Genomic DNA, 25,516 nt, shown 5'->3' on the forward strand with positions numbered 1-25,516 from the left:
ACGTTATACTTATACTACGGCCGTGGCATACATTTTCTTGCGCAGTTCCTTTATCGCCTCATCCGACAGGTACTCCTCATAGGTCATGCGCTTATCAATAATGCCGTTTGGCGTTAACTCAATAATACGGTTGGCAATGGTATCCACAAACTGCAGGTCATGCGATGAGAACAGGATGGTGCCGTCAAAGTCACGCAGCGAGTTGTTCAGCGCCTGAATCGACTCCAGGTCCAGGTGGTTGGTTGGCTCGTCGAACACCAGCACGTTGCCGGACTGTAGCATCATGCGGGAGAACATGCAGCGCACTTTCTCGCCACCCGACAGCACGTTGGCCTTCTTCAGCGACTCCTCGCCCGAGAATAGCATGCGGCCCAGGAAGCCACGGATAAAGCTTTCGTCCTTCTCTACTGAGTACTGGCGCAGCCAATCCACCAGGTTCAGGTCCGTGTCGAAGAACTCCTGGTTATCCTTCGGAAAGAAGGAGGAGGTGATGGTGGTGCCCCATTTAAATTCGCCGCTGTCTGCCTTCTCCTCCTCAAAAAGGATCTTGAAGAACGTAGAGGCGGCGATGTCGTTGCGGCCGATCACGGCAATCTTATCGCCTTTATCCACCATAAAGCTGATGTCGGTAAAGATGGGCTGGCCGTCCACCGACTTGCTCAGGTTCTCCACGTTCAGGATTTGGTTGCCCGCCTCGCGTTCTGGTTTAAAGGCGATGTAGGGGTACTTACGCGACGAAGGCTGAATGTCCTCCACGGTAAGCTTCTCCAGCAGCTTGGCACGCGAGGTGGCCTGCTTCGATTTAGAGGCGTTGGCGCTAAAGCGACGGATGAACTCCTCCAGTTCCTTGCGCTTGTCCTCGGTTTTCTTGTTGGCATCGGAGCGCTGCTTCAGGGCCAACTGGCTCGACTGGTACCAGAAACTATAGTTACCGGCGTACATCTTGATCTTGCCGAAGTCGATGTCGGCCACGTGCGTACACACGGCATCCAGGAAGTGGCGGTCGTGCGATACGACGATCACCGTGTTCTGGAAGTTATCCAGGAAGTTCTCCAGCCACATGATCGACTCGGCGTCCAGGTGGTTGGTAGGCTCGTCGAGCAGCAGGATGTCCGGGTTGCCGAACAGGGCCTGCGCCAAAAGCACGCGCACCTTTTCGCTACCGCTCAGATCCTTCATCAGGGAGTGGTGCAGGTCTTCGGTTATGCCCAGGCCGCTCAGGAGCTCGGCCGCCTCGTATTCGGCGTTCCAGCCCTCCAGGTCGGCAAACTCGCCCTCCAGCTCGGCGGCACGCAGGCCGTCTTCCTCGTTAAAATCAGGCTTGGCGTAGATGGCGTCCTTCTCCTCCATAATGCTCCAGAGGCGCTTGTGGCCCATGATCACGGTCTGCAGGGCAGGGTACTCGTCGTACTCAAAGTGGTTCTGCTTCAGCACCGCCAGGCGGGCGTTGGCCGGAATATCCACGGTGCCGGTATTCGGGTCGATATCACCGGACAATATTTTTAGGAAAGTTGACTTACCGGCCCCGTTGGCCCCGATCAGGCCATAGCAGTTTCCGGGTATAAACTTGATGGTTACATCTTCAAATAATGTGCGCTTGCCGTAAGACAGGCTGACATTGTTCGTACTAATCATAAAAGCTTAAGTATAAGTATGATGTTAGATTTGGCTGCAAAGCTACGAAATAAATGCTGGTTTTTGCTGCCTCTTACGTAGGAGAGGGGTATAAAGTATAAACCCGGACTAAGGTGCATGTATTTAGAAACCAGTTGCTTTTGTCGCGGTTGGCTAAAAAATCATGCTCAAACCACAACGTAGCCGTACAATCTATAGTATATAATTTCAATAATATTCCAAAGCACCCTGCCCATAGTTGCAGAAACAGTGCCGCAGGGGGCTTATAGCTTAACCAAACGAAAGGTTAATCTGTTCATTTTAAAAGGATTGATTATAAACACATACTAATTATAAAATGGCTTCTGCTAAAGTATCTTTTCAGAATATTGCTATCAAGTACGGCTTAATAGTAGGCATAGCGCACATCGTGTTTTTCCTGGTGATGCGGATGCTAAGCCTCACCGAAATCGTAGAACTCTCCTACCTGAGCGGCATCTTTCTAATCATAGGGATTGTGGTGGCCCTCTCCAGGTACAAGCGCCTGAGTGGGGTGGGGGTAAGGTACTTTGACGGGCTTGGCATCGGCCTGATCACGGCCTTTGTGTCGTCGCTGATACTGGCGCTGTTCCTGGTGCTCTACGTTACAGTCTTCGACGCATCTTACTTAGAGCAGATGCAGGCCAGTGCGCTTTTCCCGGAAGGGCTTTCCGTGCTGTCGATGTTCTGGATTACGATTGGGCATGGCACCTGGCCAGGGTTCCTGGTTGGCTTTATTGCCATGCAATGGTTTAAGAACCCAGAGCATACCATGCCTAACCGGGTATAGCATGCCTGGGCTCTGTAAACGAAGCGATTTACCTCATAAACCGAACCTGCTATGGAAAAAATTGGCCTGAAATACGGGCTGCTCACGGCTGCGGCACTAATCGTCTACTTCTTTCTGATGCAGCTGCTGGGATTGGTTCATATCATCGAGCTGCGCTTCCTCAACGGCCTGATTATGGCAGCGGGCGTTGTGCTGGCAATTAGGGCTTATAAAAAAGTGATGGAAGGCAACATCCCTTATTTTAAAGGCCTGGGCACGGGCTTGATAACGGCTGTGGTGGGCACAGTGGTTTTTGCCGCTTTTATGGTGGTGTATGTGAAGACGGCAGGGCACTCAATGATTGAAATGCTGTCGGCGGAGCGCTACTTCGGCGAAAGGGTGGAGTCCACCCCGGGTGTGGTTATCTTCTCGGTGCTGCTGCTGGAGGGAGTTATCTCAGGCTTTATGTTTGCCTTCATTGCCATGCAGTGGTTTAAGCAGCGGCAACACAAGGTACCCGGAGCCCCTTGATAGTATCGTTCCACTACTATGTTAGATGTTATCGGCAATATGCCAGGGGGCCAGCTATACAAGTATAGCTGGCCCCCTGGCGTTATTATGATGAATTTTTACTTTACTACACTGTCCGGCCGTTGTATGATCTGTACCACAACCTCGTGCAGATCACCTTCCTTGTCTTCCAACTTAAAGATAACCATGGGGTTATCGGCGTCGTGAATTGATTCTGTATTTATTACCCGCTCGCCTTCGTCCAATTTCGTTTCCAGCTGTTGGGTCAGGTCCTTCACGGCTCTTGCGAAACTTATCTCCAGTTTACTGGGATTGTAAAACCTTGTCCTCATGTTGCTTTAGTTAAATCGAAACCTCCTTTTATGTTAAAGTTTCGAGGTTATACTTTAGAAAAATCCTATTAAGGAATCTGTATATAAGGTATACCTCTATAAAGGCGTATGGTTACGCGGTATCGGGGTTATTTAGTAAAGGATGAAGTAGTCTAGCTTAAATAAATAATAATTTGAATGGTTGTGTATTAAAATCATAAAAAATAATAAAAAAATCTAATATTTAAATATTTTTCCTAACTTGCGCAAGAATTGTACGTTAAAGACAGCTAAAGGAGAACTTAACTACTAACACGTTTTACAAATTCGAAATGAAAAAATCTTTACTTATACTAGTAATGGTGCTGATTGGGTCGGCTAGCTATGCCCAGCGTTTGCATACGACAGACGATGGACTGGATTTGGTGGTGCTGTCGATGGAGCTGGATGGGGCAGCCATGGCAAGTATGGAGATGAAGCAGGAGCTGAGCCTGACAGAGGAGCAATTTGACCAGGTGGCGCAGCTGAACAACAGCCGTTACCAGCAGCTGCAGCAGGCTGAGGCCAGTTTCTCAAACGACCCGCTTTCCCGCTCCAGAGAGTTCAGAAATATACAGCTTAAAAACGACCTTAGCCTGAAAAGCATGCTCACTCCAAAGCAGCTGCGCGACTACCAGCGCCTGGAGGGCCGCCTGGATATGCAGCTGATAACCGAGAACGAGGAATAAGAATTTTTATAGGTTCCTAAAAAATATGGCAAAGCCCGGGTTTTTACTCGGGCTTTGCTGTTTCTTCGGATACTGGCCTGTAGTAGGTTATCTCGGAAACCTTGCCCAGCGAGTTGAGGCGCACCTGTACCCGGTTTGCCTCCGACAGCTGCGTGCGGCGTTCCTGGTCCTGGCACTGCTCCCCCGGCTCGATGTAATAGAAATATATACGCTGGCTCCGCTCCATCAGCTCCTCGCTGTCGGGCCTGCCCAATACGTTGCGCACCACATACTCCTTTTTGCCATACATCTCTTTCCTGATCCGCTCGAAATCGTCCACCAGCCCGGCGCGCTTGTTCTCGCAGCCGAAGCGGTCAGCTTTCCAGGTGTCGCTGTCGAAGTCCTTCAGAGAGTCCGGTGTGGTGCAGGCACCCAGCAGCAGGAAGCCTAAAAAATGTGTTGCTATGAATCGTTTTGCCATGATCTTGCTTGTTGGCTTAAAGTTGCAGCAAGTTCCTTTGCCACACAAGGCAAAGATGAAAAAATAGGTCAATAGCATATATTCTATATATAATTAGATATGTTTGATGAGCTGTGTTTTATGGTGCTGTAACTGTTGCAGATAAGGTGAAAAGTATTTAAATTTTGTAGATGAATGCAATTGGGCTTGTGCAGACACGGAACAATTTGCACTCATAAGCATGTTACTTTAACCGAACCCGTTTAACAGAAGCTTAATCAAAACTTATGATAAGAGTGTTTCTAACTGCTATCACCCTCGGACTCCTTTCATTTACTTCTCCTGCACCTGAGCGTGCTGTTGCTACGCCGGCTGCCATTGTGGCCGAGGCAAGTGAGGTACTTGAGACCAGGGCCGGGGGCGCTGCGGCTGCAAAAGAGGCGGCATTCGATCAGCATGTACAGGAGCTTTACAAGGCGGCAGGCTTGAAGGAGAAGGGCCTTTCCTACGAAGTGTTCGAGAAGGCCCTTGTAGGATTCCATAACTTCAAGCGCCTGCAAATGGTGGCGCCAGAGAAGTCTATCCTTTCGGTGGTGGATTTCACCAAGTCAAGCGCGCAGAAGCGACTCTGGATCATTGATCTTAAATCAAAGAAAGTCTTATTTAACACATTAGTAGCCCACGGCCGTAACACCGGCCAGGATAAGGCCACGCAGTTCTCCAACGAGAATGGCTCCTTCATGAGCAGCCTCGGGTTCTATATTACAGACGCCACCTACCATGGCAAACACGGCCTATCGTTGCGCCTGCAGGGCATGGATGAGGGCTATAACTCTAACGCCATGGAGCGCGCCATTGTGGTGCACGGCGCTGACTACGCCACCGAGAAATTTGTGAAGCAGTATGGCCGCCTTGGCCGCAGCCTAGGATGCCCGGCCGTGCCGCGAGAGGTGTCAAAAGACGTGATCGAAACGATCAAGGACCAATCCGTACTCTACATCCACGGCAATGATAAGACGTATACGTCGCAGTTTCTGGACAATACGCAGGCTGTAGAACACTACGCCGCAGTGGCCGGTACGGATGTAGTGAGCATCTGAGCAAAAACTTCCAACTAAAAAAGCCACCTGCTAATTGTTTAGCAGGTGGCTTTTTTTATACGTATACTTCTACTGGTTAAGCTTCGTCTTTCGTGGTTTTAATCAGGTTGATTCCTGCAAAGAAGAATATCAGACCCACCACAAACGGAACGGCGGAAGTATACTTGCCTACCGCCACTCCATCACCCCCCATCAGGAAGGCATAGGCGCCCCATATAATACCGGCAATACCGAGTACTGTAAGAATGGTGCCGAATGTTCGTTTCTGGTTCATGGTTCTAATGATTAGTTTCACTTGCCTGTAGCTTCGTGCCGCAAGCAAGTTCTTGTACGAATAGCAGCCCATAAAGTATACAGTCCTGCTAATATACCTACCTTGCCACCTCTTCTTAAGCCTTTAAAACGTGCCCAGTAGCTGGCCCTTTCGTAATTTTGGTACTGCATGGGCAAAGTCCACAACCAGCGCCTGCGCCCGCACGTTTTCTTTGTACCGCCGCTCAAAAGGCCAGGTACAACTAAACTATTAAATATGAGAGGGATAATAAAATTTATCATAGCCCTGCTGATAGCGGCTGTGTCGGTGGTTACGTACTGGTGCAGCTCGGAGACGAACAAGTTTACCGGCGAGGAGCAGCGCGTGGATATGACTGTGGAGCAGGAGATAGCCCTCGGGCTGCAAGCAGCTCCCCAGATGGCGGAGCAGTACGGAGGGTTGCACCCGGACCAGGAGGCGGCCCGCCAGGTGAAGGCCATTGGCCAAAAGCTGGTACAGAACACCAGAGCGCGAGATACGCCTTACCAGTTCGACTTCCACTTGCTGGCTGATGAGCAGACGGTGAATGCCTTTGCCTTGCCGGGTGGCCAGATCTTTATTACGGCCGGCTTGCTGCGCAGGCTGGAGTCGGAGGGGCAGTTAGCCGGTGTGCTGGGCCATGAGATCGGGCACGTGGTGGCGCGCCATTCGGCGCAGCAGCTGGCAAAAGCCAAGCTTACGCAGGGCCTGACCGGCGCAGCCGCCATTGCCATGTATGATCCAGATAACCCTGCCAGTCGCTCCGGGGCCGCAGTGGCTGCCATGATCGGGCAGGTGGTGAACATGAGCTATGGCCGTGAGGATGAACTGGAGTCGGACGCGCTGGCTGTGCAGCTGACAGGTGCCGCCGGGTATGACCCCCGGTCGATGAAGCGCGTGATGGAGATTCTGGCGGAGGCTAGCGGAGGCGCCAGCAGTGGCCCCGAGTTTATGCAGACGCACCCGAACCCTGGTAACCGCGTGGCTAAAATTGAGGCGGCCATTCAACAGGAGTACCCCAATGGTTTGCCGGAGGGGCTGATTCAGTAAGTATATTTTTTATACTTACCGGCCCTACGAAGAAAGCTACCTGCTGCGTAAAGTTTCGTATGAGGTACTACAGAATAAGGGAAAACAGGATGGATGAACAGAAGCACAGAAACCTATTATTCGTGCTCAACCCAATTGCCGGCGATATCGAGAAAGAGGATCTGAAGGAAGATATTGATATGATCTGCCGGGAGCATGAGATAGCCTATGAACTATACACTACCACCGGCGAGGACGATAAGGATAAGCTGAAGCAGAAGCTCGAAGAAGGCAACTATGACGCAGTGTACGCCATAGGCGGCGATGGTACGGTTAGCCTGGTCGGCTCTTTGCTGATAGGTACCAGCACGCCGCTGGGTATCATCCCGTTGGGCTCCGGCAACGGGCTCTCCAAAGACCTCGACATTCCTCAGGACACGGAAGAGGCGCTGCAGCTCATCCATAGGCACGTGGTGCGCAACATCGACACGATCACGCTCAACGGTACGTCCTCCATCCACCTTAGCGACCTTGGCTTTAACGCCCTGGTGGTGAAGCGCTTTTGCGAGGGCGACACGCGCGGCCCCGGTTCTTATACCTGGATAGCCCTGCAGGAGTACCTGAGCTACGAGCCAAAAACATATAGGATAGAGACCGATGCCGATACCTTTGAGGGAAAGGCTTTTATGGTGACGGTGGCCAACGCCAACGCTTGGGGCTCGAATGCCAGCATCAACCCCGATGGTATATTAAACGATGGCAAGTTCGAGATCTGCCTCATAGAACCTTTCCCAAGGGCGGCGAGTGTCGGCATATTGTATAAACTCTACACCGACAGCATCGATACCAGCGTGTATACCCGCATCCTCAAGTGCAGTCGCGCCACCATCTACAACCCCGACCTGGAGGTGATGCACATAGATGGGGAACCTATGGAGACAGCGGAGAAAATAGAGGTGGTGATGCACGCCAAGAGCCTGAAAGTTATACTTCCCGTTGGTGATTAGACCGGCTATACCAGCTTCCGGAATACGAGTTGCCCTTGTTCGGACGCGGCGGAAACGGTGCGGCACTCCAGCCATACCTGCCCATTGCTGTAATAGTTGAGCACGAAGAAGCCCCGTTCTTCCAGGGCGAACGTGGCCCTGCCGCCTTTCTTCACAAAAGCCAGTTTGCTGCCCGAGCCGCTCACGATGTAGTGGTTGCCCTGCACCTCAAAATGCTGCAGGTTATGGTCGTGGCCACCCACAAAGACAAGGTTGTTGTAACGGTGGAAGATGCGGAGCAGCCGCTTGCGCATCTTTTTATACTTGCGGTGCGACATGTCCTCATAGGCCCCGAACATCTTGCGGTAGAAGGGGTAGAGCGAGCCGAAAATGGGCAGCGGGATCAGGAAGCGCTTGTGCAGGGCCGTGAGCGGAAAGATGTGCTGTTTGATGGTGAATTTGCCGCCGTGCATGGCATTGCTGTAGAGTGGGTGGTGCGCGGCGATAAGGATACGTTGGTGGCTGTTGCGTTTCAGCAGCTTGTTGAGGTTAACGAAAAACTCCTCAATGTCGGTGTAGGGGCAGCCATACTTGCCGCCGAGGGGTTTTAGGCCACGCTGCACAAACCACTGCGTGTTTATCACGACCAACAGAAGCCCCTCGGCCAGTTGCAGGCAGGAGGGGCCGGGGCAGCCTTGCGGGGGGAGGTAGCTGTTTGGCTGCTGCAGGTGCTCCTGCACATAAGCTTCCTGCCGCAGCAGTTGCTCATATCCTCCCTCACGGCCTTTCAGCCAGTCGTGGTTGCCCCCCAGGAAAATGCCCTGCCCGGGGTAACTTTTTATACTTTGGATGAGGGTGTTGAGCCTCGCCTCGGCCATGTCGCGGTGGCGGTTGCCTACTTCGGGCAAGCCGATAGGGTAGAGGTTATCCCCCAGAAAAACCAAGGTACCCTTCTCGCCGGCTTCCTGCTGCCACACCTGCGCTAGCTTCATCACGGGGTCAGCGCCATCGGTGGCGATGGCACCCACATCGCCCAGCAGGGCCACAGAGTGCACCAGTTCTGCCTCCGGGGGCGGTGCATGCCGCTGCCAGCCCACATCCGATAGCCTGTAGAAAGGCTTGCGCCTGTACTTGCGCTCCTGCCAATAGCTGAAGAAGAAAAAAGCAGACAGCAGTACCGGAATGATAATGAGGAAGTATACCAGCATAAAGTATAAACAGCGCGGGGCTTAAAAGTTCGGGGGCGTAAGGTTTTTAAAATGTCCGTTCAGTTTCACCCGCTCCTTCAGCTTTTCGGTTTCCAGCAGCATGGGCAGGAGCTGCTGCAGGTGCAGTAAGATAACCTCCTGACGCTCTTTCTCGCTCAGCAACTGCAGCAGCGCATACTCCTGCTCCGTGTTCAGTCCTAATTGGTGGGCAATGTCGTAGCTTTTAAAGTCCTCCGGCAACTCCAGGTATAAATTGCCCAGGCCAAGGGTTTCGTACAGCTGCTCCAGGAGCTCTTTTATCTTGATTTTGGTGATGATGTCCTCTTCGTAATCATTCTCCACCATCTCCACCTCACCTCCGGCGTACAACCTTCCGGGGGCCATTTTGTCGAATTGTTGTATCTTAAAGATCTTCAGCCCTTTGGTGCGGATGTCCATCTCACCGTTATCATACTTCTTCTCGATGTTCAGGATCTCTACCTCAGTGCCGAAGAGCCCTACGCCATTCTGAATATGGGTAGGTATGCCGAAGTTTTTGCCGTTCTCCACACAGTCCAGCACCAGCTGTTTGTAGCGCGGTTCAAAAATATGCAGGTTCAGCTTTTCCTCCGGGAACACCACGATGCTCAGCGGAAACAGCGGCAGGTATTTGGTATCGGGCATAGGTCTTCGTTTTTATGCTTCAATATAAGGGTTTATACTTTATTTTAGCCTCTGTTTTAACCTACGCTTCCGGAGGGGCAAGCGTTGGCGGGCAAGTGCGGAGGCGTTAGGAAAATACGCTAAACTGCTTACCTTTGCGCCCGAATGAGAATACACTGGAATGGCTAAAAAAAGACTGGGGCTAAGGCAGCTGAAACTGCTTTTCGTGAAGTTGTTAATCAGCCTTTTCCTGATAAGTGTGGCGTGGGTGCTGGTCTACCGGTGGGTGGCCCCTCCGGCAACATTGCACATGCTCAAGCGCCGGGCCGAGGCAGGTGCCGCCAACAAAGAAAACCCGGGAATAAAGTATAAATTCGTGACGCTGGAGGAGATGTCAGACCAACTGCCCTTGGCTGTCGTGGCCTCTGAGGACCAGAAGTTCCTGCAGCACAACGGCTTCGACTTTGATGCTATCTCGGATGCCTTTGAACGCAACCAGAAGGGCGGCAACATCCGGGGAGGAAGCACCATCAGCCAGCAGGTTGCCAAAAATGTTTTCCTGTGGCACGGGCGCAGCTACCTCCGGAAGGCCGTGGAGGCATACTTTACCGTGCTGATCGAGGTGCTGTGGGGCAAGCAGCGGATCCTGGAAGTATACCTGAACATTGCGGAGTTCGGAGATGGTGTGTTCGGGGTGGAGGCGGCCTCGCAGGCGTACTTTAAAAAACCGGCCAGCGAGGTGGGCCGGTGGCAGGCCTCGCTATTGGCGGCCGTGCTGCCAAACCCGATCAGGTACTCCGCCAACAGGCCGTCAGGCTACATCCTTAGCCGCCGCGTGCGCATAGCCCGCGCAATGGGGCGCCTGGGCGGTACTGTCTACATCAAAGAGATCTTACCGGTGAAAGATGAAAAATAAGCTATACTTCCTGCTGGCCCTCGGGCTGTTAAGTATGAATGCCTGCACAGGCAGTAAACCACAAGTTACCGCCATTGACGCCGCTGCAGAGGTGGGGCAGGTGCTGGAGGAGCAGGCGCAGTGCTGGAGCCAGGGCGACCTGACATGCTACATGCAGGGCTACTGGAAATCTGATTCGCTCCTTTTCGTTGGCTCCCGTGGCCTTACCTACGGCTGGCAGCAAACCCTCGACAACTACAAGCGCGGCTACCCGGATGTGTCTGCCATGGGCAAGCTCCACTTCGATCTGAAAGAACTACGTCCATTATCCCCGGAAACCATGCTGGTGGTAGGCAAATGGCACCTGCAGCGCGATGCTGACAAAGGCGATCTGGAAGGGCATTTTTCTGTTATTTTCCGGAAGTTTCCGGAAGGCTGGAAGATCATTGCGGATCATTCGAGCTAAGTTGCCATACTTTTGTGACAGCTCTTATTCTTTTCAAATTACTTCCCCCCGAAAAGATAGGAAACGCAAGAGTGCAGTACCGGATCTAACCACCCTTATCCCCAAGAGGGAAGCCTGTCATTGCTGCTGCTAAAGTATAAGTTTTATAGCCGCTGTTCTCGCAGGGACAGGTCGCGACCTGTCCCTGCAAGTATAAACCCACCCCTAGGCGTCCGCTCTTTCGGACTTGCAATCCGAAAGCATAGTATTATCAGGATTTGTAATCCGTTTTAACACTTTGCCAGCTGTAGAGCTGCGGCTAAAAACTAAAAGCCGGATTGAAAATCCTCTTATTAGGTGCTTCGGGATTATAAATCCCGAAGAGCAACTGAGAATTCTGTAGCACCGGGTCCAACCACCCCTACCCCTCCTTAGCCAAGGAGGGGAGCCTGGCATTACTGATGCTGAAGTATAAGTTTTATAGTTGCTGTTATTATCAGCAAAAGTATAAACCCACCCCAACCCCTCCCGAGAGGGGAATCATACTTGCCCATTTCCCTGTCATCTCGAGCAGGGCGAGAGATCTACCGGAATTCTAAAGAGATCTCTCCCAAAGGTCGAGATGACAAATAGCGGTGGCTATCGAATGAAACCCAGTCCTTGGGTTGAGCGCCTATGCGAGTTTTTCCGGTGATGAGCGCGAGCGAGACGTTGCGACGCAGGAGCAAAGGAAAAGCTCCCAGCGCGATGCCCGAGGACGAGGCCTCCCGGCCTGGAGGGGGCCAAAGTATGAAATGAAACGATAGATTAGTAAAACTGAGGATCAGCAGTAGCTAACAAGTATAGCTAAGTTCCAGTTGCGGGAAGCGAAAGCTATGCAAGTATAGCCCAAGTATAAAGTATGACTCTCCGAGTCAGTCGGGTTACAAACCCGACACCATAGAAGGCACGAGTTGCAAACTCGCGCCAGCGGAGGGGCAGCTAGCAAGGATAGCTTGGCTCAGGTTTCGGGAAGTCGTGGCTGATAAAGGCCAAGCGCATGCTCACACCAGGTGAGGGAGGCAAGTATGAAGTATAGTTCAAGTATAAAAGTATTATTTATGTGAGCGTGCTGAAACACCACACCTGCTAATAAACAACACGCACTACCTCCACCAATTCCTCATTCCTCCCCAGCTTCAAACTTACCGTTTCGCCTGCTTTGGCCCCTACCACAGCTCTTGCAATGGGCGCCACAAAAGCCACCTTCCCCGCGGACACATCAGCTTCATCCACGCCTACGATCGTAAAAGTACGCTTCATACCAGGCTTGGGGCCCTTCACGGTTTTCAGTGTAACGGTTGCCCCGAAGCGCACTTCATCCGGCTGTTGGGTTGCCGGGTCAATCACGCGGGCGCTTGCCAGCCGCTCGTTTAGGGCGCTCAGGCGGGCGTTCAGAATGGTGAGCTGGCGGGTGCGGTTGGCCTCGTCCTCGCGGTTAGCCTCCGCTTTGGATCTTTCTGCTTCGAGCAGTGTTAGCTCCGCGCGCAGTTGCTCCAGGCCATTCGGCGTAACGTAATTAGTCGTGCCTGGCGGAAGCGCTGCGCGTGGCGGTATGATAGGCGGTTCTCCTGCGTCGTCTTCCTTTACAAATGCTCTGCTCATAGTTTCGGGTTGGGGTAGGTGTTTTTATACTTTGAAGTTACTGTTTTTCCTGAGCTTATACTTCGGTTCAGCCTTTTTGCAGAAGATGGCTCAGTTCATCGGCGCGGAACCAGCGGTAGCCGTAGGCCTCCAGCGTAATGTAATGCCTCCCTTTTTCATCTGCCGTGCTTTCCTCGTCCTTCATCAGGTCAATCAGCCTTTGTTCCTCTTTCTCCTTCAGGTTCAGTACAATCTCGTGGGCTCTTTCATCAAAGTTATGGAAAATAAGCAGCGAGCTGCCCTGCCAGCTATAATGCATGCCTAGCACACACGGATTTCCGCTATCGAGTATCTGCCAGTCACCCCAGCCTATTTCAGTGCATTCCTGACGCAGGCGTATCATGGTGGTCATCCAGTTCAGGAGCGAATCAGGTGTGCGGCGCTGGGTCTCCACGTTTACGTGCTTGTAAGCATAGGGGCCTTTGTCTATGACCGGGTGAATGAGCTTATCGGCCTCGGAGAAACCGGCCTGCTTATCAGCTGACCACTGCATTGGGGTACGCACTGCCTCACGCTCGTTCAGGCTCAGGTCCTCACCCATGCCAATCTCGTCGCCATAGCGGATAACAGGCGCCCCCGGCAGCGAGAACATAAGGCTGTAGGCCAACTCGGTTTGCTGGCGGTTGCCCAGCATGGGCGAAAGCCTGCGCCGGATCCCCCTGTTATAGAGCTGCATGTGCTTTTCAGGGCCGAAGCGGGCGAAGACCTTCTGCCGCTGCTCTTCCGTCAGACGACCCAGATCCAGCTCGTCGTGGTTGCGCAGGAAATGGGCCCACTGCGAGGTGGGGTGCGTCAGCCGGGTAGACTCCAGGGCCTCCTTCAGCGGCTCTATTTCGCCGGTGGCCAAAGCATAGAACAGGTACTGGTTCACGTAAAAATTAAACATCATGTGGATGCCCTCGCCTTCCTCTCCAAAATACTTCTTGGTCTCCTTGGGCAGCACGTTCGCCTCGCCCAGAAAAATGGCGTCGCCCTTTCGCCACTGCATAAAGCGGCGCATCTGGCGCAGGTAGTCGAACTTCAGTTCAGGTTTGGCGGCCCCCGGAGCGGGTGTCTCTATCAGGAAGGGCACCGCGTCTACCCGGAAGCCGGCTACCCCCAGCTCCAGCCAGAAGCCCATTATCCGGATGATCTCCTCCCGCACCTCGGGGTTGCCAAGGTTGAGGTCGGGCTGAAAGTCATAAAAGCGGTGGAAGTAGTAGGCCTTTGCCTTCTTATCATAAGTCCAGGTAGAATTCTGCACCCCCGGGAAGACCATGCCCTCATCCCAGTCCGAAGGCTTTTTCTCTGACCACACATACCAGTCGCGGTGCTTGGCGTCCTTGCTGCTGCGCGCGTCCTGAAACCAGGGGTGTTCGTCAGAAGTATGGTTCACTACCAGGTCGATGATGACTTTGATGCCGCGTTTTTTGGTCTGGTGCATGAACTCGACAAAATTGCCGCTGGACCCGTGGCGCTGGTCTACACCATAGTAATCCTTTACGTCATAGCCGTTGTCCTTATTAGGAGTGGGCTGAAAAGGAGCGAGCCAGAGCGTGTCTATGCCCATAGCATGCAGGTAATCCAGCCGGCGTGCCAGCCCCTGAAAGTCCCCGACGCCATCGCCGTTGTAGTCCATAAATGTTTCCAGGTCCAGGCTGTAGATAATGGCATTCTTGTACCAGAGTTCTTCTGTCATAGTTCGGGTGCTTTTTACAAAGTATAGGCTATGTATGATTTATGCCTTGTACGGTGGCAGGCATACGTATTGTTGGCCTGGCTTCGAGTTTATACGTTGTGCAGGGGGATAAAAGCAAGGGCAGGTACAGGAAAATCTCCCAGCGCCTGCCCTTGCTTTTATAGCTTACTCATACTTACTCCGGATCGTTTTCCTCGTCCAGTTCAGCCTCTTTCTCTACTTCTTTTACCTCTTCTGTAAGTATGAACCCGTGCTCGGCGGCGTGGGCTGCTGCGGCTGCAGTGTTCTTCACCAGCACCATCTCCACCTCACCGCCGGCTTTCAGCTCATCGGCCAGCTTGGTTACGGCCTGCGTCCGTTTCTCAATGTTCACATCACGAATGTAGATGGCCATGATACGGCCCGGGTGGTTTTTCACCACCTCGTGGTAGATGGGCGCATCCTGCTGCCCACTGTCCCCGATAAGTATAAAATTGAGGTGCGGATAGGTGATCAGGATGTTCTCGATCTCCTTATACTTATGGCTCATGTGGTCGGAGTGGCCCAGCTTGTTCTCATCTATGCCAAAGTCGCGGAGCAGGAGCGGGCCCTCGGGAATCTCGTTCAGCTCCAGGAAATGGTATAGCAAGTCATAGTTGTTCCAGGGGCTGCTGCTTACGTAGAAGAAAGGGTTGTTACGCTTGCCATTGCGACCCAGCTGCAGCGACTTGTAGAACTGTGAAACACCGTGGAAAGGGATTCGGGAGTGGGCATTGTTCAGCAGCACGTTGCGCCCCGTCTGCAGCAGGCTGGTGGCGCCGGTGCGCACAATGGTGTCGTCTATGTCGGAGATGATGCCGTACTCTGCATCGGGTGGCGGCACCAGTACGTAGGCGGTCTCCTTTATGCCCGGCTCAAAGCCGTTCACTGGGGCATCAATTAGCTCCAACTCTATCGGGTGCCAGATGTCCTCCAGGTGCAGCGGCATTTCGGGGTGTAGGTTCAGCACAAAATACCCCTCAATATCGGTGGTTATCTCGTGCTTCTGGTGCTGCAGGCAGAGTTGCACACGCGCATTAGGTATTTCATCGCTCTCAAAGCGACGGTACATGTTCAGCAGGTTCTCCCAGGTGGTGTCGTTCTCCTCGGATTGGCGAATACCCTTATCCACCAGCACGCGGCCTTTCACATAGAGGCGCTCGGGTGTTCCGTAGCTCCGGTAAGTCACGATCTGCAGCGGGCGGTTCAGCTTGAGTTTGTTCTTCAGCTGGAAAGTAAGCAGGTCCAGTTTCTCCTCTCCCCGCAGAATAGCCTTGGTAACAGAGTTCTTTATTTTCTTCATAGTTCTGTAGTGCGTAAGTACAAAGTGCCTGCCGGGTTGGGGCAGGCACTTTGGTTATTCGTTAAATTCCGAGTGAGGTTTTCAAACCCTGAAAATCCGAGTCCGGGGCGGAGGCCGTGCTGCAGCCGCGCTCCTGTGCCAGTTGCTGTATGTGCTGGATACGGTTGTCGGGGCTGGGGTGCGTGCTCAGGAACTCGGGCGGCGCCCCTTGCTCTTCCTGCTGCTCCAGCTTCACGAAGAAGCCGGCGGCGCCGTCGCAGGCGTAATGGCGGGTGCCGCCCAGGTAGGCCACAGAGGCCTCGTCTGCTTCTGTTTCGGCATCGCGGCTAAACTTTAGCCCGGCCAGGGTACCGGAGAGCTGCGCCGCAATCTGCTTTAGCGTGCTGGGGTTGTTCCCCAACGCCACCGACAGTAACAGGGCAATACCGTAGTCGCGCTGTAGCTGCTTTACGCTGTGGCGCTTATCGGCGTGGGCAATCTCATGGGCCAGTACACCGGCAAAGTGGTCCTCGTCCTCCAGAAACTTAATTAGGCCGGTGAACACGTAAATCTGGCCCCCGGGGGAGGCAAAGGCGTTAAGCGTCTCATCGTCCTTAATGATCTTAACCGTCCAGGGGAATTCCTGCTGATACTTTACCTCGCCGGAGGTGAGCACGCGGTTCACGATGCGGTCCAGGTGCTGGTAGGCTTTCTGGGTATTGGCGTTGGAGCTGTTTCGCTCCAGCAGCTTGCCTTGTGCCCGGTAGGTGGAGTCCACCTCGTGGGCGACCTGCTGCCCCAGGTTCACGTCATCCTGAATCGAGAAGATCACGCCGTCGTTGTTGTCGCAGCTGCTGAAGGAGAGCATACCTGCCATGGCCAGAAGCCACACTGGAGTGTAAATTAGTTTTTTCATGTTTTGATAAAAGCGTATAAGGGTGCAACGCAGTACTTCTGCATTTTTGTACAGCCTGCGGCAAATATATGGCCAAATGCTGTAGGAACGGGCATTGCAACCTGCTTTACGTTGGCAGGTGCGTCCCTGGTTGCAAGGGGAGTTCCGTAAAACCAGTGCAAAAGGGAAATAAAAAAGCCCTCGGTAAAACCAAGGGCTCTCTTAGTGTAGTATGTGGTTTATTTTACGGATGAGCTGACAATCGGGTTGCCGTCTGTGTCCAGTTCCACGATCTCGTAGTTCAGGGCCTCCAGCTTCGGAAGCACTGTTTTCTTATCACCCACCACCACAATGTGCATGTTGTTTACCGGCAGGTTTTTGGCCGCCAGCGCATTAATCTCCTGACTGGTGATGCTGTTCAGGATCTCCGTCTGTTTCTTCACGAAGTCCTTGTTCAGGTCATACTCCAGGATGCGGCCCAGGAAGCCGGCTTTCTGGAAAGGCGTTTCATACTGGCGTGCATCGGCCTGTCCAATAGAGCTCTTCATGAACTGCAGTTCATCCTCCTTGATACCGTTCTGGTGGAAGTCGGTCAGCTCCTTCATAAACTCTGTTACCGACTCAGCTGTGGCATCGGCACGCACACCGGCAGAGGCCGTAAACGGGCCGGCATACTTGCTGCCGCTGAAGTAGGAGCGAGCCCCGTAAGTATAGCCTTTATCCTCGCGCAGGTTCAGGTTGATGCGGCTGTTAAAGGCACCGCCAAGGTTGTAGTTCATCAGCCCCAGCTTGTAATACTCCCCGGTGGCATCGTATGGCATGGCCATGTAACCGATCCTGATCTCCGACTGCGCCGCATCCGGCTTGTCCACCAGGTAAATGCGGGTCTTCTCAATGGCTGGAGTCTTCACGTCAGCAGGCAGTTGCACGTTCTTCTTCTTCCATTTCTTCAGGAAGTTGAGCTTACCCATCAACTCTTTCTCCGAGATGTCGCCTACCACAACCAGTTGCGCCACAGAAGGGGAGTAGTTGGCGTTGTAGAATTGCTTCACATCCTCCAGGCTAATGTTCTCCACCGTTTCGGCAGTACCGGAGGTCGGAATCGCCATGATGTGGCCATCGCCATAAAGCAGCTTGCTGTATACGTTGTTGGCAATGGCCGTTGGCTGGGTGGCCTGGTTGGCTATGGCTTCCAGTTGCTGCTTTTTCAGGCGCTCAAAATCATCCTGCGCAAACTTGGGCCTGAACAGGCGCTCCTCCAGCAGGGCCAGCGTCTTGTCCAGATTCCTCTTGAGCGACTGCACCGTGATGTAGGTGTCGTTCTGGCCGGCGCTGATGCGGATGGAACTGCCCAATTTATCCAGCTCGTTGCTGAACTGCTCTGAAGTATAATTCTGGGTGTCTTCGTTCAGCATATCAGCTGTGAGCGAGGCGATACCTGCCTTGCCAGGGGTGGCTGCTGCCAGCCGGTGACCTCCTTTAATGGTCAGTTGCATGGTAACCGTTGGAATCTCGTTGGTGTTGGTGCCGATCATCTTCAGGCCGTTCTTGAACTTGCCAGTATAGTAGTTTGGCACCGCCACTACCGGGTTCTCGCCGGCTCCGGGGCGCTTGCTGCGGTCAAAAGTATCTACCGCCTTGGTATACTTCAGGCCGCTGTACTCGTCTGCTCCGGCGGTGTAGCCATCTGTAGAGATCGTGTAGTTATCAGCTTTGGCCAGCAGCTCAGGCTTCCCTTTTGGCACCACGCTAAGTATAACGGCTGGCTTGCCTTTAATGTACTGATTGTACACACGCTGCACGTCCTCCTTCGTTACGGCCTGGATGCGCTTGATCTCCTCCTGAATGTAGTTTGGGTTGTTGCGGAAGGTCTCGTAGTAAGCCAGTTGCGATACTTTGCCACTCACGCTGGCCATGCGGTTGATCAGGCTCGACTCGGCCTGCGCCTTAAAGCGCTGCAGGTCCTCCTCGTTAATGCCGCGTGTTTCGAACTCGGCGATGGACTTGCGGGCCAGCTCCTCGGTCTGCGCCAGCGGCGTGTTCGGGTAAGCCATCACTGTTATGCCAAACTCGCCGGCCAATTCTGATGCAGAGTTAAAGACAGAAGCCTGCATTGCTTTCTGCTCCTTTACAAAGTTCTTGTAGAAGATGGAGGTCTTGCCCTGGCCAAGTATCTCGGCCAGCACGTCCAGCGCCGGTTCGTCCTTGTGCCCTGATTCCGGTGCCGGGAAGGTCATGCGCAGCATCGGGAAGCGAATGTTGTCCTCGTAGCTCACGTAGCGGTCCCTGTCGAGCTTGGCAGGCTGTGGTTTCATGTCCTGCACGGCCGGGCCGGCAGGTATGGAGCCGAAGTATTTCTCTACCAGCTTCACTACTTCCTCCGGCTTCACGTCGCCGCCTACGGTAAGGGTGGCGTTGTTGGGGCCGTACCAGCGCAGGAAGAAGTTCTTCAGGTCGTTTACGTCCACCCGGTTCAGGTCTTCGATGTAACCAATGGTGGTCCAGGAGTAGGGGTGGCCGTAGGGGTAGAGGTTCTTGGAGGTCATCTCGTACACCAATCCATAGGGGCGGTTGTCATAGTTCTGGCCGCGCTCATTCTTCACCGTCTCGCGCTGTACCTCGAACTTAGGCTGCGTCACGGCATCGAGCAGGAAGCCCATGCGGTCGGCCTCCAGCCACAGGGCCGTTTCCAACTGGTTGCGGGGCACGGTCTCGAAGTAATTGGTGCGGTCGCGGTTGGTGGTGCCGTTCAGGGTGCCCCCCGACTCAGAAACGATCTTGAAGTGCTCTTCGTCGGCCACGTTATCGGAGCCCTGGAACATCATGTGCTCAAAAAAGTGCGCAAAGCCGGACTTGCCAACTTCTTCTCGGCCTGAGCCCACGTGATAGGTTACATCAACGTGCACGACCGGGTCGGAGTGGTCTTCATGCACGATCAGGGTTAGGCCGTTAGGGAGTTTATACTTGGTATAAGGAATCACCAGCTCGTCGCCTTGCCGGGTCACCTTTTCTTCGAGTTTCGTCTGCGCCTCGGCTACGCTTACCACACTAGCGGTAAGCAGGATGCTCAGCACGGTTTTGTTCATCATGTGCTTTATTGTTTGGTGAATGTTTTCCCTAACAATATAGTAAAAAGCAAGGAAGGTATTAAAATAATATAGACGAACCCCTATTTTGTCTCGCTCAACACCTGCCTGGCGAACATTACTGAAACCGTGAGGGTGAGCAGGGAGATTACCAGCATGGCGGTGGTGAGCAGAAAAGCCATACCTGCTGTCTCGGTAGCATCCGGCCCCTGCGGCTGCTGTACCATGCCCAGCAAGCGGGTGAAATAGGTAGCAGCCCGCCATCCCAGCAGCAGCGTAAGCAGACCCGCTTCTATTGTGCCGAGCATAAAACCCCAGCGCTTGCCCCGGTTCAGGAAATGCCCGGCTGTCAGTCCTATCAATCCGCCGGCGGCCCCGGTAAACAGCGCCGTGTTGGCCTGCTCGCCGGCCAAATCTACGGCTACCACGCCGCAGCCCAGCAAAAAGAACCCGAAGAAGGCGTAAAGGTAGGATATGTTTTTGTGCATGGATGCTCAGGTATAAGTATGGTGTAAAGATAAAGGAGAAAATGGAAGTAGGAAAGGGGAGGTGTAGTTGCTGGCCTGTCTTGCTTCAGTATTTCGGACGTGCGCTGGTTATACTTTATACTTATGGGCAATTTTTCAGAGCTCTGCCTGGCGCAAGCGTCCAGACTTGTGTCCTTTTATGGTGTCGGGTTTGCAACCCGACTGGCTTGCAGAGCCATACTTCAACTTTGGCTATACTTCCATAGCCGCTGCTTCCTTCATTTCCGCTCTTTCGGATTTGCAATCCGAAAGTTAAATAGTAGCGGATTTGTAATCCGCAAAAGCAAACGAAGTGGCTACGGAGAGGAAAGCGGATTACAAATCCGGAACAGTCGTTGTTTTATCTTTGGCTATACTTTTATACTTCTGTTTATACTTGCTGCTCCTATAGCCTCTCTGGCGCAGGCGTCCGCTTCTGTCTTTACTTGCACTGCCTCCCGCATCTTGATACAAGCTTTGCTTGCTAACCACTGCTAATCCTCCAGCCCTACAAACCTACTGTTTCATTTCTACCTTTGTTGCTCTCAAGCCCGAGAGGGCTCGTCCTTTGGCATCGCGCTGTGTTCCCTCCTGCGCCAAGGCGCTGCCCTTAGCGGGCACCGGATCTCACAAGGCGCTCCACCCAAGGACTGGGGTCAGATTCGATAGCCACAGCTGACGGAGTAGGAACAGAGCTCCCCTCCTTAGACTACCGAGAACGAGAGTTCGAAGGTAGCGAGCGTAGCTCTGAGGGGTAGGGGTGGTTGGACCAGGTGCTACAGAATTCCCCTCCTCGGAGGGGGCAGGGGTGGGTTTACACCTGTAGGGACAGGTCGCGACCTGTCCGCGCTACACCAGCGGCTATAAAACTTATACTTTGGCTAAAGCAGTTTCAGACTCCCTTAGCCAAGCCTCAGATCCCGGACTTGTTACGGGGCAGGGGCAGTTGAGACCGGTATCATATAAATTCCCTCGCTTATTCCCGACGAAGAGCTAAGGAGAAGAACATTGGCGTACAACTTTTGCCCTGATCTCAAGTATTATCCTCTGAGGCAGGGATGAAGAGGAAGCCTCCTACGATGACGAAGAAAGAAATACACGAATTATATGCCGACGCGGGGAAGTCTGCTGCCTGGGCTGGCTTGCGTTATACTACGGACGAGAAACCGGGCTACACCCGCAAGAAAGCAGGGAAAGGCTTTTATTTTCTGGACGAGAAGGGGGAGAAGGTAACCGATGAAAAGGTGCTGGAAAGGCTGCAGGCGCTGGTGATACCGCCCGCCTGGACCGAAGTATGGATCTGCAAGTTTGCCAAAGGGCACCTGCAGGCTACGGGCCGCGACACAAGGGGGCGCAAGCAGTATATTTACCACCCGCAGTGGCAGCAGGCCCGCAGCCTCACCAAGTTTGGGCGCATGATAGAGTTTGGACATGCCTTGCCTAAGCTGCGCGAGCGCATGCAGGAAGACATCAACTCCCGTAAGTTGGACCGCCGCAAGGTCACGGCGCTGGTGCTTACCATTCTGGACAACGCCCTGATCCGGATCGGGAACCGGCATTACGCCAAGTCTAACTCCTCCTATGGCCTTACCACCCTTCGCGACAAGCATGTGAAAATTAACGGCAGCAGTATCAAATTCTCTTTTGTGGGTAAAAAAGGCGTGGCGCAGGAGGTGGACCTGAAAGACGGCCGCCTGGCCCGGCTGGTGAAGAGGTGCAAGGATATTCCCGGGTACGACCTGTTCCAATACTTCGATGAGAACGGAGAGCGGCAGACGCTGGAGTCGGGCGACGTGAACGAGTACCTGCGGGAGGCCACTGCCCACAACTTTTCGGCCAAGGATTTCCGCACCTGGGGAGGCACTGTGCGCATGGTGGAGTGCCTGGAGAACGTGCTGGACGAGCAGCCCGACCTGGACAAGGAAAAAGCCATCAAAGCGGCGGTGAAGGATGTGGCCAAAGGACTGGGTAATACCCCCAGCGTGTGCAGCAAGTACTACATCCATCCGGAAGTGGTCAATCTGTTCCGGGAAGACAGGCTGATGAGTTACCTGAGGCGCCATGATGCCACCAAACCGAAATCGAAGTACCTGTCGGGTACAGAGGAGTTGGTGCTGAAGATGCTGCAGCGGGTGGCGAAGGAAAAGAAGGTGGCAGCTTGATTATACTTTATAACCTAAGTTGCCATTGACCCACCCCTGCCCCTCCACGGAGGGGAATTTCGCAAAAGAGTAGATGATTTCCCTCCGTGTAGGGAGCCGTTAAGTTCTAATTAATTTGTGTTTTTTACGCTCCTAAATGCCCTTGCTCGCCTCCGGCGAGTGTGAGCTATCTGGTGGCGTCCCGCCACTTGTGCCACAGGCATAGTTAAAGTGGCCAAAGGCCATATCAATTCGCACACTCGCCGGAGGCGAGCGAGGGCAAACGAAAGAATGAAACGACCCTGCTCCGGGGAGGGGGAGGGAGAGGGGTTACACTTCCACTGCATTCATGAATCACAACCTGAATTTTATACTTGTCTAGGTTTTATACTTGTCTGGCTTGGCTGTAGCCCGAGATGTAAGTTTTTGACTTACTTTCCTTTACAGTCTAGATCTTAAAGTATAAATCAGTAGCTGATCTCGAAGCGGGCTGTGTCATACTCCACCAGAGGAACGTTTATACTTTTAGTTTCTATGGCTCCGGCTGCTGTCACTTCCCACTCCACTTTCACGTTGGAGGTGCGCTTGAAATAAAATCCTCGAACGAATTTATCAGCTGTGGTGGCAGCGTTATAAATCATACTATCCCTACCATACATTTGTCCATTGACAGGTGAAGTCGTTGCATTCAATGCGTAGGTGAGGGAAACCGTCAGGCTTTTGTCAGGGGAGGGGGCCGCGTTGGTTACGCTTACTTCCAGATAGGAGCCTTTGGCCAGGAACACATCCATATGGTTTGTTTGGTTGCGCTTTATCTCTTTGCCAAAACCATTTTTAACCTCCACATAGCCTTTTTTCTCCGGAACCACCCAGTATACTATTTGCCTGGCTTGTGGCGTACGGATAAACTCGTATTCTCCCTGGCTGTTTGTGGTGGAGGAGGAAACTACTGGGGTAAAAAAAGTATAAGTATCAGGCAGTCCATCGCTTAAGAAGAGGTCTACCCTGGTGTCTGCAAAAGCCTGGTTGGTGTCTGGGTCGATCACTCTACCGGTAAATTTCGTGTCGCTGTCTTCGTTCTCGCAGCTGGTGAAAAAGGCGAGCAGCAGGAAGCTTCCAGCAAGTGTAGTCAGTTGTCGTGCGCGATGCAGCATAGGATCAGCAGGTATATAGTTGCTACAAGATAGAAGAAATATCTACACGTAACCAGTAGCCTGTCAGCTTATAACTACCTCTTACTTCGGCATATTGTCCAGCGACTGCCAGAGGTATTTGCTGGCGATGGTGCGGTAGGGGCGCCAGTTCTCAGCGATCTGCTGCATCTGCAGGCGCAGTGCCTTGCCAGAAGCATCCAGGCCGTAATGGCGCTTCATGGCGTTCTGTATCCCGAGGTCGTCCACGGGGAAAATGTTGGGGCGCTCCAAGGCAAACATCAGCAGCATCTCCACCGTCCAGCGGCCTACGCCTTTTATCTGTGTCAGGTGCTTGATCAGTTCCTCGTCTTCCATGGCATCGATGGTGGCATGTTGCAGGTTACCGGCCGCGGCAAAGGCGGCCACATTGCGCACATACCCGATCTTCTGAAACGATAGCCCCGCCCCACGCAGCTGTTCGTCCGGGGCGGCCAGCACCAGCTCCGGGTACGGGTACTCCTCCGGGAACAGCTCCCTGAAACGCCTGAAAATAACCGCCGCCACTTTCGTACTCAGCTGCTGCGACACGATGGAGCTGAGCAGCTTAAAGTATACATCTTCTGAACGGGAAGACTTGAGCGGTTGCCCGCGTTGGATGATACCACAGATGATAGGGTCTGAGGCGAAGGCTGCCATTATCTCGGGAGTGGGGTAGGAGGCCATTTTTATAGATAAAAGGCTGTTTGACAAAGGATAAAGGAGTTAAAAATCATTTTGTAGGGACAGGTCGCGACCTGGCCGAATCGTTCCCCCAACCAAATATTCTGAATCAGGAGCTACAGAATTTTAGGATGAACGGGAATAGCAACGAGCAAGGGCTGTGGTCTATACATGTTGCGTCGAAAAGCTGGTCGCTCGGACAGGTCACGACCTGTCCCTACAGTGTGCAGTTTCTGAAGCCTACACCCGCACCTGCTCCTGGCTTAGCGCCTGCAGTACCTGCAACAGGTGCTGGTGCATCTGCTCTGTAATATCCAGGTGGGTAACGAAGCGGATCATTTGCGGGCCGAAGCTGGAGGCCAGTATGTTCTGGGAGGCCAGCGCCTGTACGAAGGCAGCGTCAGTTATACTTTCGTTCAGCTTAAAGATCACGATGTTTGTTTCTACCGGCATCACGCTCTCCACATAGCTGGCCTGCAGCAGCGCCTGCTCCAGTTCCTTTGCTCTGCGGTGGTCTTCCTGCAGGCGCGCCACGTGGTTATCCAGGGCGTAGATACAGGCGGCCGCCAGGTAACCGGCCTGCCGCATGCCACCACCTAGCACTTTGCGCACTCTCCTGGCTCTCCTGATGAATTCTTTGGAGCCGAGCAACACCGAGCCAACCGGGGCGCCCAAGCCCTTGGAGAGGCATACCGAGATGCTGTCGAAGTATAGACCGTAGTCCTGGGCGGCATCGCCGGAGGCAGCCAGGGCGTTGAACACGCGGGCGCCGTCCAGGTGCAGGGCCAGGTGGTGGCGCTTGCATACTTCCGAGATGGCAGCGATCTCCTCTAACGTATAAAACGAGCCACCACCCTTGTTGCAGCTGTTTTCCAGGGCCACCAGCCTTGACTCGGGGAAGTGGATGTTCTCCAGCGGACGGATATGGGCCTCTACTTGCTGGGGCGTCATCTTACCGCGCTCGCCGTGCACCAGCGCTGTGGAGGCGGCCGAGTTAAAGGCAATGCCGCCGCCCTCGTATTGGTGAATGTGGGCGGTGATGTCGCAGATAACCTCAGTAAGGGGGGCCGTGTGCACCTTAATGGCGATCTGGTTCGTCATGGTGCCTGAAGGGCAGAAGAGGCCGGCCTCCATACCAAACATAGCGGCAGCTTTTTCCTCCAGGGCGTTCACCGTGGGGTCCTCGCCGTACACATCGTCGCCAACGGAGGCGGCAAACATGGCCTGCAGCATGTCAGGCGTTGGTTTGGTTACGGTATCGGAGCGGAGATCTATCTTCTGTGTCATGAATATGCTTTGGGAAAAAATTTTACTTTGTAAAAATAATAACTTACTTTTGCCCTTCA

24 protein-coding genes are annotated in these 25,516 nt (G+C 53.3%); 9 read left to right on the forward strand and 15 right to left on the reverse strand.

Annotated elements, in window-relative coordinates:
• Nucleotides 1-9: 9 nt before the first annotated feature.
• Entirely contained in the window at nt 10-1,635 is a 1,626-nt protein-coding gene (locus tag OH144_RS05080; RefSeq protein ID WP_266205219.1) for an ABC-F family ATP-binding cassette domain-containing protein, read from the reverse strand.
• 337 nt (nt 1,636-1,972) lie between these two features.
• Here OH144_RS05080 and OH144_RS05085 point away from each other — a divergent pair, with 337 nt between their 5' ends.
• Both OH144_RS05085 and OH144_RS05090 read left to right on the forward strand, forming a co-directional pair.
• On the forward strand, nt 1,973-2,443 hold the full coding sequence (locus OH144_RS05085) for a DUF4199 domain-containing protein (RefSeq protein ID WP_266205220.1): 471 nt from the start codon (nt 1,973-1,975) through the stop codon (nt 2,441-2,443).
• Between the two features lie 51 nt (nt 2,444-2,494).
• Nucleotides 2,495-2,953, forward strand: coding sequence for a DUF4199 domain-containing protein (locus OH144_RS05090; RefSeq protein ID WP_266205221.1), 459 nt, complete (start codon nt 2,495-2,497; stop codon nt 2,951-2,953).
• A gap of 98 nt (nt 2,954-3,051) precedes the next feature.
• On the opposite strand, the gene OH144_RS05095 is transcribed toward OH144_RS05090, so the two are convergent.
• Nucleotides 3,052-3,285 (reverse strand): hypothetical protein, encoded by a 234-nt coding sequence (locus OH144_RS05095; protein WP_266205222.1) that lies wholly within the window; start codon nt 3,283-3,285, stop codon nt 3,052-3,054.
• Between the two features lie 311 nt (nt 3,286-3,596).
• Here OH144_RS05095 and OH144_RS05100 point away from each other — a divergent pair, with 311 nt between their 5' ends.
• Nucleotides 3,597-3,992, forward strand: a complete 396-nt coding sequence (locus tag OH144_RS05100) for a hypothetical protein (RefSeq protein WP_266205223.1) — start codon at nt 3,597-3,599, stop codon at nt 3,990-3,992.
• Nucleotides 3,993-4,035: 43 nt separating this feature from the next.
• Here OH144_RS05100 and OH144_RS05105 read toward each other — a convergent pair whose 3' ends face one another.
• A complete protein-coding gene (locus OH144_RS05105) occupies nt 4,036-4,452 on the reverse strand; it encodes a hypothetical protein (RefSeq protein WP_266205224.1) in 417 nt (138 codons plus the stop codon).
• A gap of 266 nt (nt 4,453-4,718) precedes the next feature.
• On the opposite strand from OH144_RS05105, the gene OH144_RS05110 reads away from it, so the two are divergent.
• A complete protein-coding gene (locus OH144_RS05110) occupies nt 4,719-5,531 on the forward strand; it encodes a murein L,D-transpeptidase catalytic domain family protein (RefSeq protein ID WP_266205225.1) in 813 nt (270 codons plus the stop codon).
• Between the two features lie 76 nt (nt 5,532-5,607).
• Here the strand turns inward: OH144_RS05110 and OH144_RS05115 are convergent, their stop codons facing one another.
• Nucleotides 5,608-5,805: a hypothetical protein gene (locus OH144_RS05115; protein ID WP_266205226.1), complete on the reverse strand. Its 198-nt coding sequence runs from the start codon at nt 5,803-5,805 to the stop codon at nt 5,608-5,610.
• 255 nt (nt 5,806-6,060) lie between these two features.
• Here OH144_RS05115 and OH144_RS05120 point away from each other — a divergent pair, with 255 nt between their 5' ends.
• Together OH144_RS05120 and OH144_RS05125 are read left to right on the forward strand one after the other, a co-directional pair.
• Entirely contained in the window at nt 6,061-6,873 is an 813-nt protein-coding gene (locus OH144_RS05120; protein ID WP_266205227.1) for a M48 family metalloprotease, read from the forward strand.
• Between the two features lie 89 nt (nt 6,874-6,962).
• Nucleotides 6,963-7,859: a diacylglycerol/lipid kinase family protein gene (locus OH144_RS05125; protein WP_266205228.1), complete on the forward strand. Its 897-nt coding sequence runs from the start codon at nt 6,963-6,965 to the stop codon at nt 7,857-7,859.
• 5 nt (nt 7,860-7,864) lie between these two features.
• On the opposite strand, the gene OH144_RS05130 is transcribed toward OH144_RS05125, so the two are convergent.
• Nucleotides 7,865-9,046: a metallophosphoesterase gene (locus tag OH144_RS05130; RefSeq protein ID WP_266205229.1), complete on the reverse strand. Its 1,182-nt coding sequence runs from the start codon at nt 9,044-9,046 to the stop codon at nt 7,865-7,867.
• Nucleotides 9,047-9,067: 21 nt separating this feature from the next.
• Nucleotides 9,068-9,709 carry an LON peptidase substrate-binding domain-containing protein gene (locus OH144_RS05135; RefSeq protein ID WP_266205230.1) on the reverse strand — a complete coding sequence of 214 codons (642 nt, stop codon included), beginning with the start codon at nt 9,707-9,709 and terminating at the stop codon, nt 9,068-9,070.
• Between the two features lie 160 nt (nt 9,710-9,869).
• Between OH144_RS05135 and mtgA the strand changes: the two genes are divergently transcribed.
• The gene (gene mtgA, locus OH144_RS05140; protein ID WP_266205231.1) at nt 9,870-10,604 is read left to right on the forward strand and encodes a monofunctional biosynthetic peptidoglycan transglycosylase; all 735 of its coding nucleotides are present in this window, start codon (nt 9,870-9,872) and stop codon (nt 10,602-10,604) included.
• A complete protein-coding gene (locus tag OH144_RS05145) occupies nt 10,594-11,049 on the forward strand; it encodes a YybH family protein (RefSeq protein ID WP_266205232.1) in 456 nt (151 codons plus the stop codon). Before mtgA ends, OH144_RS05145 begins: the two co-directional genes overlap by 11 nt.
• 1,107 nt (nt 11,050-12,156) lie before the next feature.
• On the opposite strand, the gene OH144_RS05150 is transcribed toward OH144_RS05145, so the two are convergent.
• The 6 genes from OH144_RS05150 to OH144_RS05175 form a co-directional block, all read right to left on the reverse strand.
• Complete coding sequence (locus OH144_RS05150) at nt 12,157-12,672, reverse strand: GreA/GreB family elongation factor (protein ID WP_266205233.1); 516 nt, start codon at nt 12,670-12,672, stop codon at nt 12,157-12,159.
• A gap of 67 nt (nt 12,673-12,739) precedes the next feature.
• On the reverse strand, nt 12,740-14,389 hold the full coding sequence (locus OH144_RS05155; protein WP_266205234.1) for an alpha-amylase family protein: 1,650 nt from the start codon (nt 14,387-14,389) through the stop codon (nt 12,740-12,742).
• A gap of 175 nt (nt 14,390-14,564) precedes the next feature.
• The gene (locus tag OH144_RS05160; protein ID WP_266205235.1) at nt 14,565-15,710 is read right to left on the reverse strand and encodes an App1 family protein; all 1,146 of its coding nucleotides are present in this window, start codon (nt 15,708-15,710) and stop codon (nt 14,565-14,567) included.
• A 61-nt stretch (nt 15,711-15,771) separates the two neighbouring features.
• Nucleotides 15,772-16,605 (reverse strand): M48 family metalloprotease, encoded by an 834-nt coding sequence (locus OH144_RS05165; RefSeq protein ID WP_266205236.1) that lies wholly within the window; start codon nt 16,603-16,605, stop codon nt 15,772-15,774.
• 218 nt (nt 16,606-16,823) lie between these two features.
• Nucleotides 16,824-19,673: a M16 family metallopeptidase gene (locus tag OH144_RS05170; protein ID WP_266205237.1), complete on the reverse strand. Its 2,850-nt coding sequence runs from the start codon at nt 19,671-19,673 to the stop codon at nt 16,824-16,826.
• Between the two features lie 80 nt (nt 19,674-19,753).
• Entirely contained in the window at nt 19,754-20,158 is a 405-nt protein-coding gene (locus OH144_RS05175; protein WP_266205238.1) for a hypothetical protein, read from the reverse strand.
• A gap of 1,097 nt (nt 20,159-21,255) precedes the next feature.
• On the opposite strand from OH144_RS05175, the gene OH144_RS05180 reads away from it, so the two are divergent.
• Complete coding sequence (locus tag OH144_RS05180; protein WP_266205239.1) at nt 21,256-22,338, forward strand: DNA topoisomerase IB; 1,083 nt, start codon at nt 21,256-21,258, stop codon at nt 22,336-22,338.
• A gap of 446 nt (nt 22,339-22,784) precedes the next feature.
• Here the strand turns inward: OH144_RS05180 and OH144_RS05185 are convergent, their stop codons facing one another.
• The 3 genes from OH144_RS05185 to OH144_RS05195 form a co-directional block, all read right to left on the reverse strand.
• Nucleotides 22,785-23,471, reverse strand: a complete 687-nt coding sequence (locus OH144_RS05185) for a hypothetical protein (protein ID WP_266205240.1) — start codon at nt 23,469-23,471, stop codon at nt 22,785-22,787.
• A gap of 81 nt (nt 23,472-23,552) precedes the next feature.
• On the reverse strand, nt 23,553-24,200 hold the full coding sequence (locus tag OH144_RS05190) for a DNA-3-methyladenine glycosylase family protein (protein WP_266205241.1): 648 nt from the start codon (nt 24,198-24,200) through the stop codon (nt 23,553-23,555).
• Between the two features lie 210 nt (nt 24,201-24,410).
• Nucleotides 24,411-25,457 carry a threonine aldolase family protein gene (locus tag OH144_RS05195; protein WP_266205242.1) on the reverse strand — a complete coding sequence of 349 codons (1,047 nt, stop codon included), beginning with the start codon at nt 25,455-25,457 and terminating at the stop codon, nt 24,411-24,413.
• Nucleotides 25,458-25,516 lie beyond the last annotated feature (59 nt).

This window comes from Pontibacter kalidii, from assembly GCF_026278245.1.
Taxonomy (GTDB): Bacteria; Bacteroidota; Bacteroidia; order Cytophagales; family Hymenobacteraceae; genus Pontibacter; species Pontibacter kalidii.

Coding starts and splice junctions, on each gene's coding strand:
- OH144_RS05080 (WP_266205219.1), bottom strand. CDS start 1,635: ATGATTAGTACGAACAATGTCAGCCTGTCTTACGGCAAGCGCACATTA.
- OH144_RS05085 (WP_266205220.1), top strand. CDS start 1,973: ATGGCTTCTGCTAAAGTATCTTTTCAGAATATTGCTATCAAGTACGGC.
- OH144_RS05090 (WP_266205221.1), top strand. CDS start 2,495: ATGGAAAAAATTGGCCTGAAATACGGGCTGCTCACGGCTGCGGCACTA.
- OH144_RS05095 (WP_266205222.1), bottom strand. CDS start 3,285: ATGAGGACAAGGTTTTACAATCCCAGTAAACTGGAGATAAGTTTCGCA.
- OH144_RS05100 (WP_266205223.1), top strand. CDS start 3,597: ATGAAAAAATCTTTACTTATACTAGTAATGGTGCTGATTGGGTCGGCT.
- OH144_RS05105 (WP_266205224.1), bottom strand. CDS start 4,452: ATGGCAAAACGATTCATAGCAACACATTTTTTAGGCTTCCTGCTGCTG.
- OH144_RS05110 (WP_266205225.1), top strand. CDS start 4,719: ATGATAAGAGTGTTTCTAACTGCTATCACCCTCGGACTCCTTTCATTT.
- OH144_RS05115 (WP_266205226.1), bottom strand. CDS start 5,805: ATGAACCAGAAACGAACATTCGGCACCATTCTTACAGTACTCGGTATT.
- OH144_RS05120 (WP_266205227.1), top strand. CDS start 6,061: ATGAGAGGGATAATAAAATTTATCATAGCCCTGCTGATAGCGGCTGTG.
- OH144_RS05125 (WP_266205228.1), top strand. CDS start 6,963: ATGGATGAACAGAAGCACAGAAACCTATTATTCGTGCTCAACCCAATT.
- OH144_RS05130 (WP_266205229.1), bottom strand. CDS start 9,046: ATGCTGGTATACTTCCTCATTATCATTCCGGTACTGCTGTCTGCTTTT.
- OH144_RS05135 (WP_266205230.1), bottom strand. CDS start 9,709: ATGCCCGATACCAAATACCTGCCGCTGTTTCCGCTGAGCATCGTGGTG.
- mtgA (WP_266205231.1), top strand. CDS start 9,870: ATGGCTAAAAAAAGACTGGGGCTAAGGCAGCTGAAACTGCTTTTCGTG.
- OH144_RS05145 (WP_266205232.1), top strand. CDS start 10,594: ATGAAAAATAAGCTATACTTCCTGCTGGCCCTCGGGCTGTTAAGTATG.
- OH144_RS05150 (WP_266205233.1), bottom strand. CDS start 12,672: ATGAGCAGAGCATTTGTAAAGGAAGACGACGCAGGAGAACCGCCTATC.
- OH144_RS05155 (WP_266205234.1), bottom strand. CDS start 14,389: ATGACAGAAGAACTCTGGTACAAGAATGCCATTATCTACAGCCTGGAC.
- OH144_RS05160 (WP_266205235.1), bottom strand. CDS start 15,710: ATGAAGAAAATAAAGAACTCTGTTACCAAGGCTATTCTGCGGGGAGAG.
- OH144_RS05165 (WP_266205236.1), bottom strand. CDS start 16,605: ATGAAAAAACTAATTTACACTCCAGTGTGGCTTCTGGCCATGGCAGGT.
- OH144_RS05170 (WP_266205237.1), bottom strand. CDS start 19,673: ATGATGAACAAAACCGTGCTGAGCATCCTGCTTACCGCTAGTGTGGTA.
- OH144_RS05175 (WP_266205238.1), bottom strand. CDS start 20,158: ATGCACAAAAACATATCCTACCTTTACGCCTTCTTCGGGTTCTTTTTG.
- OH144_RS05180 (WP_266205239.1), top strand. CDS start 21,256: ATGACGAAGAAAGAAATACACGAATTATATGCCGACGCGGGGAAGTCT.
- OH144_RS05185 (WP_266205240.1), bottom strand. CDS start 23,471: ATGCTGCATCGCGCACGACAACTGACTACACTTGCTGGAAGCTTCCTG.
- OH144_RS05195 (WP_266205242.1), bottom strand. CDS start 25,457: ATGACACAGAAGATAGATCTCCGCTCCGATACCGTAACCAAACCAACG.